Consider the following 13255-nt stretch of genomic DNA (forward strand, 5'->3'; position numbering starts at 1 on the left):
AGCGAGAATGGAGCTTGAGAAGTTCATCAACCACCTCAAGGTTCTCGTAGAGTACGAGAGAAAGGCCGAGATAGAAGCCATGAGGGTAGAGATGAAAAGGCTGAGCGGCAGAGAGCGTGAGAAGGTAGGCAGAGCAATCCTTGGCCTGAACGGCAAAATCATAGGGGAAGAACTCGGCTACTTCCTGGTAAAATACGGTCGAGATCGGGAAATTAAGACGGAGATAGGCGTAGGAGATTTGGTAGTTATCAGCAAACGCGACCCCCTGAAGAGCGATCTAGTTGGGACCGTCGTAGAGAAGGGGAAGCGATTCATTACAGTCGCCCTTGAAACTGTCCCGGAGTGGGCGCTTAAAGGAGTAAGGCTGGACCTCTACGCCAATGATATCACATTCAAGCGCTGGATTGAAAACCTTGAACACCTCCATGAGGGCGGAAAGAGGGCACTGGAGTTCTATCTCGGCCTAAGAGATCCAGAAGAAAGTGAGCCGGTCGAGTTTGATCCGATCGATAAAAGCCTGAACGCGAGTCAGAGGAGAGCAATCAGCCAGGCACTCGGGAGCCCCAACTTCTTCCTCATCCACGGGCCTTTTGGAACGGGCAAAACCAGAACGCTGGCCGAGCTGATAAGGCAGGAAGTGGAGCGCGGCCACAAGGTTCTTGCAACGGCAGAGAGCAACGTGGCTGTGGACAACCTCGTTGAGCGATTAGCAGAATCGGGCCTGAAAATCGTCCGGGTTGGACACCCAAGCCGTGTTTCCAAACACCTCCACGAGACAACTCTTGCATATCTCATGACCAAGCATGACCTATACGGCGAGCTGAGAGAACTCCGAGTCACAGCACAGAACCTCGCGGAAAAGCGTGACACCTTCACAAAGCCCCTGCCAAAGTACAGGCGCGGGTTGACCGACATTGAAATCCTTGCGTTGTCGAGGAGGAGGCGGGGCACAAGAGGAGTACCGGCAAAACTCATCAGGGAGATGGCCAACTGGATAAAGCTCAACAAGCTCGTCCAGAAGGCCTTCGATGACGCCAGAAAGCTGGAGGAGAGAATAGCCAGAGAGATAATCCAGGAGGCAGACGTTGTTCTCACTACCAACGCTTCGGCCGGGCTGGAGGTAATCGGCTACGCAGACTACGATGTGGCGATCGTAGACGAGGCGACCCAGGCGACCATACCAAGCGTGCTAATACCTATAAACCGTGCCAAACGCTTCGTTTTAGCGGGTGACCACAGGCAGCTGCCGCCGACAATACTGAGTGAGAAGGCGCGGGAGCTCAGCAGGACACTTTTTGAGGGACTGATTGAGCGCTATCCTGAGAACAGCGCCATGCTGACCGTCCAGTATAGGATGAACGAGAGGCTAATGGCGTTTCCAAGTCAGGAGTTCTACGATGGGAAAATAAAGGCAGCACCCGGAGTTAAGTGCATCACTCTCACAGATCTCGGAATTAAGTGCCACAATTTTGGGGAACCATGGGACGAAATCCTGAAACCAGGCAATGTGCTCGTTTTTATAGACACATCCAGACTGGAGAACAGGTGGGAGAAACAGAGGCGCGGGAGCGAGAGCAGGGAGAACCCACTTGAGGCGAGGATAGTGGCTGAGATCGTTGAGAAGCTCCTCGAGATGGGCGTCAAGCCAGAGTGGATTGGCGTGATAACGCCGTATGACGACCAGAGGGACTTAATCAGCTCGCTCGTTCCCGAGGAGATAGAGGTCAAAACCGTGGACGGCTATCAGGGCAGGGAGAAGGAAGTCATAATCCTCTCCTTCGTGCGCTCCAACGAGAGGGGCGAGGTTGGCTTCCTGAAGGATTTGAGAAGATTAAACGTCTCGCTGACGAGGGCAAAGAGGAAGCTGATAGTGGTTGGGGATTCCGAAACTTTAAGCGTTCATTCAACTTACAAAAGGTTCATCGAGTTCGTGAAAGCTGAGGGTAGGTTCGTTGAGATTGGAAATGATTTTAAGACCAACGGGGGATGAGGGGCCATGTTCCTATTTACCAAGAACTTCGACGAGCAGAAGGCCAGGGCGATGGCAGGCCTTAGGAAGGCCCTGGAAGAGGGCAAGGTGGATGAGGACATAATTCCGCTCTTGGAGAAGATAAACTCGCTTGAGAACTACTTCACAACGTCCTCCTGCTCCGGAAGGATTTCGGTAATGGAGATGCCCGAATTTGGAGACAAGGTCAACGCCGCCTGGCTCGGCAAGTGGCACCGGGAGGTTACCCTTGAGGAGGTCCTCGATGCCATAGGAAGGCACTCCAAGGGCCAGCTCTGGTTTCTCGTTAGGAGTCCAATCCTGCACGTGGCCGCGAGGACGATGGAAGATGCTGTAAAGTTACTCAACCTCGCAATAGGTCTCGGTTTCAAGTACAGCAATATCAAGAGCGTGAGCCACAAGAAGCTCCTTGTTGAGATTCGCTCAACGGAGAGAATGGACGTCCCTCTCGGCGAGAACGGAGAGCTGTGGGTGAGCGATGAGTACATAGCCAGAATCGTCGAGATGGGCAACGCCCAGGTAAGGAGATTCAAGGGGAAGCTGAAGAGACTAAAGGGAGAAATAGAGGCCCTCAAAGAATAAAGGGAATCAAATCTCCAGCGGAAGCTTCACGTACTCAAGAACACTCCCGCGGCTCTTCTTTATCTCAACGTGCTCCACTAAGCCTTTGAACCCTCCGCCGGCGAGGCCGTCCGCTATTATCGCGCTCCCCTGGGCGGCTTCCTTAGCCCTGCCCTCAAGACCCCTCTGCTTGACGACGGGAAGTCCAAAGCGCTCCTCGAAGAGGTCTTCCACGTCCTTTCTGAGCTCGTCTATGCGCATCAGCCTGCCGGAGAGAATTATCTCCTTAGCGTTGCCCACAACGGCCAGCTCGCTCGCAACGGCCTTTAAGAAGCCGTCCTTCATGGCCTCCCAAGCCTTTGCGAACGGTTCTTCGTCGAGCCTCTTGGCAAACTCCTCCGGCGGGAGTATCTCGTTGGCGGCTATTACCGTAGCTCCGCCCCAGAAGAGGTGCCACTTCTTGACCCCTCCCATAAGGTAGGCAACTTCGCCGTCGAGGGCGCCGCTGTTCACGTAGGCCGGACCGGGGAAAATGGTTCCGCCGATGCCATCAACGATTTTTCCGCCTTTAACCGCTCCGGCGTAGTTGTAGCCGAAACCTACCTCAAGGAGGACGAATGAAACTTCACTGTACTCGGTTCCGAACCTTTTCGCTTGGTCGTGGATACCGAGCACTGTTATCGCCATCTTGTCGGCCGTTCCCATGTCAACCTTGTTGTACTTTCTCCACTCCGGCACCGTCGGAAGGTGGATAACGCCAGGGATGAACCAGACGTTCATGCCCTTCTCAGCCATCTCGCTTACCATCTTTTGTAACCCGATGAGGACAGGGATTTCCTTCATCTCCTCCTCTCTCACGAGCGTCATCTCGAAGCGGTCTCTGTCTGTCAGCTCGCTTATGTGCTTCAGCGGGACTCCGTAGCCTGAGGGCCCAATTATAAGATCGGCATTGAAGTCCTCAATGGCCTTGACAATCTTTTCAGGTGCCTTTGCGACCACTTCACTCGGGAAGGTAAGGTCAAGCTTTATCCTCCCGTCTTCAAGCCCTATAACGTCGAAGCTCTTCGTTCCGGGATCGACGCCTATGACCCTCATGGAAAACACCCTTAGGTTTATCTCCAGTTGAGAATGGAAGGTTCTTTAAAAAAGGCTTGCCATAGGGAAGCCCAGCCAAAAGTTGGAGAACAGAAAAGGTAGGAGAGCTAAAGCTCAAAGCCTTCAGTCAAGGTCGCTACCGAAGTCGTCGCCGCCCTTGTCTCCCTTGTCCTTCTCAAGCTTGCTGGCGGCGATGACGTCGTCGATTCTGAGGATCATTATTGCCGCCTCGCTGGCGCTCTTGATGGCCTGCTTCGGAACCCTGGCTGGGGCGATGACGCCCTTCTCGAGCATGTCGGCTGGCTCGCCCTCGAAGACATCGACACCGATGGTCGGGCCCTTCTCCTTGTGGGCGGCGATGACCTTCACGAGGGTCTCGACCGGGTCGAGACCGGCGTTCTCGGCGAGGGTCCTCGGGATAACCTTGAGGGCCTCAGCGAAGGCCTCGATGGCGAGCTGCTCCTTGCCGCCGACCTCCTTGGCGTACTCGTCGAGCCTGATGGCGAGCTCGATCTCCGGAGCACCGCCGGCAGCGACGATCTTGCCGTCCTCGACGATGTCCTTGACGACCTTGACGGCGTCCTCGAGGGCCCTTTCGACCTCGTCAACGACGTGCTCGGTACCGCCCCTGATGAGGACGGTGACGGCCTTCGGGTTCTTGCAGCCCTCGACGAAGATCATGTTCTCGCCGGCGACCTTCCTCTGCTCGACGAGCTCGGCCTCACCGAGGTCTTCGCTGGTGAGGTCGCGGATGTTGGTGACTATCTTGGCACCGGTGGCCTTGGCGAGTTTCTCCATGTCGCTCTTCTTAACGCGCCTGACGGCGAGGATACCGTACTTGGCCAAGTAGTGCTGAGCAAGGTCATCAATACCCTTCTGGACGAAGACGACGTTGGCGCCGACCTCCTTGATCTTCTCGACCATCTCGCGGAGCATGCGCTCCTCCTGCTCGAGGAAGGCCTGGAGCTGCTCCGGGCTGGTGATCCTGATCTCGGCGTCGGTCTCAGTCTCCTTGACCTCGAGGGCCTCGTTGATGAGGGCAATCTTAGCGTTCTCAACCCTCTTCGGCATGCCTGGGTGGACGACCTCCTTGTCGATGACGACACCCCTGATGAGCTGGGTCTCCTTGACGCTGCCGCCCTCCTTCTTCTCGAACTTGATGTTGTCGAGGTCGACCTTGTACTTGTCGCCGACCTTTTCGGCGACCTGCTTGACGGCCTCGACAGCTATCTCGGCGAGGTACTCCCTCTCCTCCTCGGCGGCCTTACCGGTGATGGAGGTCACTGCAGCCTTCTTGAGGACCTCCTTGTCCTCGACGTCAACGTCCTTGGCGATCTCGTCGAGGATCTGCTGGGCCTTCTCGGCAGCTAAAGCATAACCCTTGATGACAATGCTCGGGTGGATGTTCTGGTCGATGAGCTCCTCGGCCTTCCTGAGGAGCTCACCAGCGATGACAACGGCAGTGGTGGTTCCATCACCGGCCTCCTTGTCCTGGGTCTTAGCAACCTCGACCATCATCTTAGCAGCAGGGTGCTGTATGTCCATCTCGTCGAGGATGGTGGCACCGTCGTTGGTGATGACGATGTCGCCGAGGCTGTCGACGAGCATCTTGTCCATACCCTTCGGACCGAGGGTGGTCCTGATGGTCTCGGCGACTATCCTAGCGGCCAGGATGTTGAGCCTCTGGGCATCCCTTCCAACATACCTCTGGGTTCCCTCAGGCAGAATAACAACTGGCTGTCCCGCGAGCTGGGCCATCTCCCCTCACCTCCGCCCGTTCTCTTTTTTATGGGTGGAGGGCTTTTAGTTACAATTAGTGTATCCGTTTTATCGTTCCTTTGGACTATTTATAAGTTTTTCGGTTACGTTGCCTCCATGGTGTTCGCTTGGTCCCAGTTGGTTGTGAGGAAACTGTTGACGTAAACCTTCAGGCCAAGCTCCTTCAGTTTTTCTTTGAGTTCATAGACTTCTTTCCTGGGCCAGCAGTGGGCGGAGCACCATGCTTCGTCGCGAGGATTCGTCAGCGGTTTTCCAACAAGAGGATTAAGGACGACGTAAAACTCCGTATCGAGGTGTCCGAGCCCTTCTTCGATCCATGGCCATACGTCAAAGCCCTTGGGAACGGGAATGCGAAGTTCAAGGGGAAGACCGTAGTCGGATACCAGCTCAAGTCCCCGCAGGAACAGCCTCCAGAGCCGTTCGCTGGCTTCCTCGGGAAGGCCATAGAGAGCAGCCGGGGGTGCCTTCAGGTCGGTCGCGATGTGATCAACGAGCCCGGCATTAAGGAGTTTTTCAAGCGGCCCAACGAGGGTGAGGTTCGTGTTGAGGCTGACGGGAACGTCAAGAGCCTTCACACCGGCTAACAGCGATGAAAGCTCGGCCCACTGCATCAGCGGCTCGCCACCGGTGACGTGAAAGTAATCGATGAGGAAGGAGTTCACCTCAAGCTCCTCAAGCATTGCCCCCCGTTCCAGCTCAAAGCAGCCTTTTCCCCCAGCTATCCGCCAGTTATGACAGAAGGGGCATTTCAAGTTACAACCGCACAGCCAGAGCGTAAAGGTGATCTTCCCGTGAACATCCACCATGCTGACGGCTTTCCAGCCACTTGTGAGCATCGAATCACCCCCAAGAGAAAAGAAGATGTCAGGAGGTGTAGTGCCTCCTCGTCCAGAACTCCTTCTTTCTGAAGGGGTTCCAGTTTTTGAGCGGGCGGTAGTAGCCGATAATCCTGCTCCATATCTCGACGTTCTCGCTTCCGCAGCGCTGGCAGTGGGTGTGCAGGCCCGTAGTTGAGTGGCCGCACTCGTTGCAGACTGTCACTGCAGGTGTGTAGCTCCAGTAGACGAGATCTGTCTTCATGAGCCTCTTGGTAAGCTTCGCTAAAGCCTCCGGGTCCGGCTCTTCTCCTAAGAAGATGTGCATCATCACTCCACCGGTGAAGCTCCTCTGAACCTTCTCCTCTATGCGTATCCTGTCGCCCAGCTCAAGCGAGCCGTAGTAGGGCGCTATGCTGGTGGAGTAAATTGGATTGTCAACGTCGCTCAGGTAGTCCTTTAGCCAGGGGAACTCGCGGAGATCCCTTATGGCAAGCTTTGCCGCAGCGCTCTCTCCCGGAACTTCCTCAACGTTCCACGGCGTCCCACTTTCTTTCATCCACTCCCTCGCCCTGGCCGTGGCGAACTCGACCATCTCCTTCATCAGCTCCGCAGCTTTGAGCCAGTCCTTCCTCGTTCCTTCAGTCCAGAGTCCAGGTTCATTGAGGTAAATTGCAGCCGCCTCGGGCAAACCAAGAATTCCTATTGTATTGAAGTGGCTCGACGGGAACTCCTCGAGGTATAGGTGGATCATCTGATACATCTGGCGGTAGTTCGTTATCAGTCTCACGTAGCGCTCACGGAACCAGTCGGTGGTGTCCCGGACGAACTGGAGAACGCGCTCGTACTCTTCCCAGAACTTATCGTCATCGCCATTGGCTTTGAGTGCAAGTCTCGGAAGGTTGACCGTCGTGACGTTCACAGAGCCAGTGACGTCGGGCATCGCCCAGAGGCCACCGAAGCGCTGGCGTTCAAGCTTCTCTATGGCCTCTTCCTCGACGCTCTTCTCGGAGACGCCGAAGGCGAAGGTCATCTCGGTTTTGTCAATGGCTATGCGGCAGCACATCGCGTAGCTCGCATCGGGGTCAATGACGTTGGTGTTGAGCCAGTAGAAGCTTCCACGCTTTGCAGCGGTTGTAAAGACGGCCTCGAAGACCTCTGGATCGTCCCAGAGCATTTTGGCGGTGACCATCAGGGTGGGGATAGGAAACGTGAAGGGCTGACCTATCGCGTCACCCTCTCTGAGCACCTCAGTCAGGGCTATGAAGAACTCCTTGGCTTCTCTCTCGTACTCTCCGAGCGGATCAAGCTTTTTGCCATCGTAAACCGCGTGGTCGCCTTCGAGCATCTCCTTCGGGGCGTCCAGGGTCACGGTGAAGTTGGTAAAAGGAGTCTGCATCCCCACCCTGCTCGGATAGTTGAGGTTGTAGACCAGTCTCTGAATGTTCTGCCGTATCTTCCTCCTGTCGAGGCCCTCTTTCCTTATGAACGGCCCCGCGTACCACTCGACGCTTGAGAGGGCCTGAGCGCCACTGAAGTAGTGCTGCATGGTTATGAGGTAGTTGGCTATGTGGTCGACGTAGGTGTCGAAGTGTTTGGCCGGCCTCGATATTATCGTTGGCGTCTTTAGACCCTTCTCAAGGAGCCTTGCCGTGCTGTGGCCCGTGCAGTAAGGAATGTAGAGACTGTAGGGAAGCTTGTGGATGTAGATATCGCCGCTGAAGTGGGCCTCCCTGCCCTCCGCCGGGATGAGCGAGAGGTGCTCTTTGAGCGCTTCTTCCATCACGTAGGCAAAGAAACCGGTTGGTCCGGGATAGCGATTTGCATTTTCGAGAACGTCGAGACTCCCCCACTTTGCGTACTCCTGGATAATGTCCTTCCTCACGGTTTCCATTTTCAACCACCTGGATAATTTATCCAACAATTAGAAAGAGCACCCCAGGGATATAACACTTTCCCTGCAGGTGTTGAAGATGAGACAACTAATCCCCCAGAACATGGTCTAGCCACCCACATGGATAAAACGTCCATAATCAAAAAGACAGCTATGAGGGGACGTGAATTTCAATTCATACTCCAACACCGGCAGGTGATTGGCATAACTGCAAAAATTAACTGACTAACCTGTCTAAATATCATCAGTGTATATAAAGCATACCTTTTTAACCCGTTCAGAGAAGCGGAACTGGTGATGAAAAAATGAGCGATATCAAGGCCGAGTGGGAGAAGGCTCTGGAAGAGAAGGACTGCGAGAAGCTGCTCGAGCTGTTTGACGATTACATCGAGACCATCGAAGATGAGGAGACGCTGAGGGAGGAGCTGAAGAGGCTTGAGGAAGTCGTCATCGAGTGCGAGGACCCCTACGATTTAGCGCATGAGATAGCCCACGTCTACGCTCACCTCGACGACGCCGAGAGCGGCATTGAGCTCTACAAGAGGATAGCCGAGAGGAAAAAGGAAGATCCGGAGGAGTACGCGACGGCGCTCTACTACCTGGCCGATGCTTACGAACACTTCGGCATGCCAGAGAAGGCGATAGAGACCTATGAGGAGCTGCTCAAGCTTGAGGAGGAAGTCCTCAAAAACGAGAAGGAGATAGCGCTGACGCTGGCCAACATTGCTGTGAACCTCGACGAGATCGGCGAGACCGAGAAAGCCATAGAGCTCATGGAGCGCGCGAGGGATATATTCGAGAGGCTCAGCGACGAGAAGAACTACCTCATAAGCCTCCTCGACCTGGCGCACTTCAGATACGAACTCGGAGACTACAATACCGCCGAGGCGCTGATAAACGAGGTTCTCAAGAACCCGAGGGACAACGAGATAGAGATAAACGCCAAGCTGGTGGAGGCCGAGATCTGGGCTGGCAGAGAGGACTACGGAAAGGCATTCAGGGCCCTCCGCGACGCGCTCCTGAAGGCCGTCGATACGAACGAAGAGATTTTCGGCCTCGTCTTCGACACGCTCGTTGACTTCATCGAGGGACTGTTCAACGAGGAGGCCTACGAGGACATCTACGAGAACATCGGGCTCTTTGTTGAAGTCTTCGAGGACGACACGGCGGATTTCTTCAGAGCTATAGGCGAGCTCGCCCGCTGGAGGGAGGGCGACGAGGAAGCGAAGAAGAAGTTCGACGAGCTTTACGCCAAGGTTCAGAACGAGGATCTGAAAGCAATTCTCGACGAGTGGAAGAAGCCAAAGCTGAGCCTGAGTTTGGGGCTTTAGGCTTCCATTTTTCTATTCAACGCCTTCGTATAGCGCTCTATTTCCAAGAGGCTTTTTCTGATAACATTCTCCCCAGCGTTCCATATTTCGATCCCGACGACGTTTCCTTCCTCATCGTACTCGAACCACACGTCTTCGTCAACTTCGTCGGTGTCTGCCACCGGGCCCTCTCTGATCAGAATATAGAGGATATCAGCCTTTGGGTCATACCTAACCTTCATACCTCAACCCACCTTAATCGGAGCAGCAAACTAAAAACATCGTGTTAAATCACGAGAGAATAGAAGAAAGTCGAGGATTCAGATCCTCGAAACGGTCTCAACTTCGGCGCTCTCGACGTTCTCGACCTGCCTGAAGAGGTCGGCAACCTCGTCGTAGGAGTAGCCCTCCTCGTCCCTACCGAGGACGTAGAACTTGAGGGCAACGAGACCAAAAGCTATAGGCTCGCGCTCGACCTTGGCGAGGCCGAACTTCTCCGGGATGACGGCCTTGAGCTTCTCCTCGAGCTCGTCGAGGTTGACATCCGGGTCGGTCGGCATGACCTTTATAACGCCAACAAGGTTGTAGTCAGCCATTCTTTTCACCTCCTAAACTTCACGGCCCCTCCCAGCCGCACTTGGGGCACTTGTAGGGGACTGAGAGGACCCTGCAGCTTTCACAGCGCCAGATGATCTCCTCGCCACAGTTCGGGCAGACGAAGTGAGTGGCGTGCTCCCTTGGGGTTATCTCCTTTCCGCATGATGTGCATACGGGTATCTCGAACTTGGCTTCCACTGCGAACACCTCCAAGAAAGGTGGTTTTTAATCACTGGTGGGCATTGAGGGAGTTGGCTTATAAACCTTTCTCTGGGCAGGTTCCGCCAGGCTAGTGATTTTTCTTCGGTTCATGACCGTCTTAGCCAGGATCTCAATAAAATTTTCGGAATAGGTTAAAGGGGTGTAACCTATGGCATTCTATAACCACTCACTTGATATGGTGAGATGCGGGGTTTCACCCCTGCACTCCGGTTTTATTTGAATTACTGGGGGGCTTCGCCCCTCGCCCTCGGAGGTTTGCTTTATCCCCCCGTTCTTTAAGAAGGATCCCCTAATGGGGCCAGATTTTCCGGAGAAATGAGAGGTCCCCCATTATGGGGGAGGTCCAAAGATGTACATAAGAGTTGCGGGAGTTAACCAAACCTTAACAACACCGGCCTCCCCTCATACAGGTTGTATAAAGGGAACTACGAAAAAGCTCAAAGCATCAGGAGAAACATTTCACGGGGGACAAACCACACGCCATTTCTGTTTCCGAGCTTCCCGTTATGGACGACCACGCCACAGTCTAGTCTGTCCGAACGGAATAAAAACCTCGTGGTTTAGTCTGGCTTGAGCAGACTAGAGTTGAACACTTAGCAAGAATCGACCAGAGAGGATCCCCCGCAAATGAACCCCCTTCACTAGGGACGGTGAGACACAGATGGAAGTTCTGGGGGAGGCCTTTGAAGTTAGGGAAGCAGATGGAAAAGTTAGGGATAGTGATGCACATACTATAAAAGGCCAGTGAATTCCCCCAAAAAATTTTGCAAAAATGACAGACCATTTTCAAATTGGGAAAATGCGAGCCGGTTGAACTTTTCTCCCCGGGAAAAGAAGGAGCGCTCGAAGAATGGCGAAAATGAGAAAAGCAACATCTTGAGAACATCACTTCAGTTCCCAAGCTCATCGAAGGGTGTATGTACTTCCAACTACGCCAAACATGTCTATCAACGAACAACTTTCCACATCCCAAGTAACTTGGGATGCATAATCTTATACATCAATGAACACATTTACTACAATAGGATCAAAAATTGTATATCTGTTATGACCTACCTGTTCAATGTATCCATAATCCTCAAGCTTGATGAGTAATTCTCTCACTGTGGAATCATTTAGACCCATATAGTTCTTTATTTCCCCAAACGTCGTATATCCTCTCTCATGAACTTTCTTAGCGATGACCCTCATGACCTTTTCGTAGTTTGATTCTTTTTTCTTGTCTTTTCTCAGTTGCTTGAACTCACTTATCACGTTCCTTTTCGCCTTCTCAATCATGTTTTTGAGCGCTTTTCTGTGAGTGTAGCCTTCAAGGCGGTCATTTGCATAATCAATGAGCCAGCCCGGCGTGCCACCTACCTCATCGTACGCAAGTATGAGTTCATTGAAATCATAATCATCAAACTCGTTTTGCTCAAAGCCCTCCTCAAGGAAGCGTATTGTTTCGTTGGGACTGAAACGGTTGAGGTGGATACGTTTTTCAAAGCGTCCATAGAGCGGGGAATCGCCATCATCAACCGCAAGCCATTTTTCGAGTATGCCAACTTGTGAACCGGTGAAGATAAGTTTTATGTTTTGTAACTCTGGCGAATCAAGTACCGATGCAAAAAGTTCTCTGAGGTCATTTTGTCCATATCTCAGTTCCTGCGCTTCATCAAAGGCTATTACGAAAGTGTGGTCTGTTTCTCCTAGAGCGTCGAATATCTCGGCGAGGGAAAGCTCTTCCTTATTTTCCCACGCTACCTCGATGAACGGGAGTTTCACGGTTATTTTTGCAAAGGGGAATATTTCTTTGAAACGCTTTTTTCCCGATAAGAGTCCAGTCATTTTTTGGGAGATGGGTTTTTCTGGATAGTTTTTGTTCATTGAGATTACTTTCCTCACGTCAATTACAATGGTCTGATAGTTCTTTGATTTATGCAACTCGTTGAGTGTGGAGTAGAGAAAGCTCGTTTTACCAACTCTTCGAGGGCCGGTAATTATGAAGAATCTCCGGTTTGGATTCAGCATCCATCTTTCGAACTTATGTACGTGATAGTCCCTTCCGAAAAGATCGCATACACGGGTTTTTGGTGCCGTACTGAAATAGTTCGGCTTCTGACATCCCATAGCTTTCACCACATAAGGTTTACATGGGAATATGGATAAAAATTTAATTGTGATGAAATTCCCCAATCGTCCGTTTTGTTTTTGAGATGAACCAGAGTTTACGCTGACCGCCCCACCCTGAAGAATTAATCATAAAATAATCACACTTCAGAATAGGTACATCATTTCCACCAGCGCTCCTTGGGAAGCGAAGCTTCCCGAGGTGTTGAGGCAAAAGCCTCAACATGCGAAGGAAGCTTTTGAAAAAAGCTTCACCAAAGAGACTTTGTCCAGCAAAGTTGCTCGGTAGGGATTCATCAAAGTTTGTGATTCTTTCCCAAAGGTGCAGTTGAAGAGAATTTGCACTACCAAACTGCCATTTTAAGCTGGAATTCGCATTTCACAAGCCTCAAAACGCGGGTTTAAACCATTAAAGCGCTCCAACGGAGCGCGGAAGAAGTAAACCCACTTGAATAATGTATTTTCAAAGGAATTCTTCACTAAAAACCGCACACTCAAAAAGGCAAACCCCGTTAAAGAAGCCTCCTAAAAAAGAATCACGAGCTTTTGATCAAACTTTTCGCCAGCAAGCTTTTAGAAAAAGCTTGACCAAAAGTTAGTAGCTCTCCATTAAAATGTAATGTGAGATGGTTTTTGCACTTTGAATGTTCGTTCTCCAAACGAGAACACTTTAAGAGAAAGGATTCATGGGAAGGGTTTACTCTCCGTTGACGCCCTTCGGGCGTCTATTTTAAAGTTAAACCAAATTAAAATGAGGTAATCCCGTGCGTTCTCAACATTCAAGTACACGTTAAAGAAAAACCACTCAAGGACTTGGCTTCGAGAAGGAGCTACAAAATTTGATGAAACTTTGCGCAGGCAAAGT

Annotated in this window: 11 protein-coding genes; 3 read left to right on the forward strand and 8 right to left on the reverse strand. The window is 52.2% G+C overall.

The features are described 5' to 3' along the window. Positions 1-7 precede the first annotated feature (7 nt). Both E3E32_RS06675 and E3E32_RS06680 read left to right on the forward strand, forming a co-directional pair. Positions 8-1990, forward strand: a complete 1983-nt coding sequence (locus tag E3E32_RS06675) for an IGHMBP2 family helicase (RefSeq protein WP_167731564.1) — start codon at positions 8-10, stop codon at positions 1988-1990. A gap of 6 nt (positions 1991-1996) precedes the next feature. Continuing rightward, positions 1997-2590, forward strand: a complete 594-nt coding sequence (locus tag E3E32_RS06680) for a hypothetical protein (RefSeq protein ID WP_167731087.1) — start codon at positions 1997-1999, stop codon at positions 2588-2590. A gap of 6 nt (positions 2591-2596) precedes the next feature. Here E3E32_RS06680 and E3E32_RS06685 read toward each other — a convergent pair whose 3' ends face one another. From E3E32_RS06685 to E3E32_RS06700, 4 genes are all read right to left on the reverse strand, one after another. Then, positions 2597-3664, reverse strand: coding sequence for a DUF1464 family protein (locus E3E32_RS06685; RefSeq protein ID WP_167731088.1), 1068 nt, complete (start codon positions 3662-3664; stop codon positions 2597-2599). Positions 3665-3787: 123 nt separating this feature from the next. Further along, a complete protein-coding gene (thsB, locus tag E3E32_RS06690) occupies positions 3788-5422 on the reverse strand; it encodes a thermosome subunit beta (RefSeq protein WP_012572840.1) in 1635 nt (544 codons plus the stop codon). A 104-nt stretch (positions 5423-5526) separates the two neighbouring features. Then, a complete protein-coding gene (locus E3E32_RS06695; RefSeq protein WP_167731089.1) occupies positions 5527-6279 on the reverse strand; it encodes an anaerobic ribonucleoside-triphosphate reductase activating protein in 753 nt (250 codons plus the stop codon). Positions 6280-6307: 28 nt separating this feature from the next. Further along, positions 6308-8152, reverse strand: coding sequence for an anaerobic ribonucleoside triphosphate reductase (locus E3E32_RS06700; protein ID WP_167731090.1), 1845 nt, complete (start codon positions 8150-8152; stop codon positions 6308-6310). Between the two features lie 305 nt (positions 8153-8457). Here E3E32_RS06700 and E3E32_RS06705 point away from each other — a divergent pair, with 305 nt between their 5' ends. Continuing rightward, positions 8458-9483, forward strand: coding sequence for a tetratricopeptide repeat protein (locus E3E32_RS06705; RefSeq protein WP_167731091.1), 1026 nt, complete (start codon positions 8458-8460; stop codon positions 9481-9483). Here E3E32_RS06705 and E3E32_RS06710 read toward each other — a convergent pair. The 4 genes from E3E32_RS06710 to E3E32_RS06725 all read right to left on the reverse strand — a co-directional run bounded on the left by E3E32_RS06710 (position 9480) and on the right by E3E32_RS06725 (position 12390). Next, positions 9480-9704 (reverse strand): DUF2283 domain-containing protein, encoded by a 225-nt coding sequence (locus E3E32_RS06710; RefSeq protein ID WP_167731092.1) that lies wholly within the window; start codon positions 9702-9704, stop codon positions 9480-9482. The two genes, E3E32_RS06705 and E3E32_RS06710, sit on opposite strands and share 4 nt — an antisense overlap. Positions 9705-9782: 78 nt before the next feature. After that, a complete protein-coding gene (locus E3E32_RS06715) occupies positions 9783-10058 on the reverse strand; it encodes an elongation factor 1-beta (RefSeq protein WP_012572829.1) in 276 nt (91 codons plus the stop codon). 19 nt (positions 10059-10077) lie between these two features. Further along, the gene (locus E3E32_RS06720) at positions 10078-10257 is read right to left on the reverse strand and encodes a zinc finger domain-containing protein (RefSeq protein ID WP_012572828.1); all 180 of its coding nucleotides are present in this window, start codon (positions 10255-10257) and stop codon (positions 10078-10080) included. 1017 nt (positions 10258-11274) lie between these two features. Further along, complete coding sequence (locus tag E3E32_RS06725) at positions 11275-12390, reverse strand: ATP-binding protein (RefSeq protein WP_167731093.1); 1116 nt, start codon at positions 12388-12390, stop codon at positions 11275-11277. Positions 12391-13255 lie beyond the last annotated feature (865 nt).

It is taken from the genome of Thermococcus sp. GR6, assembly GCF_012027415.1.
Classification (GTDB): domain Archaea; phylum Methanobacteriota_B; class Thermococci; order Thermococcales; family Thermococcaceae; genus Thermococcus; species Thermococcus onnurineus.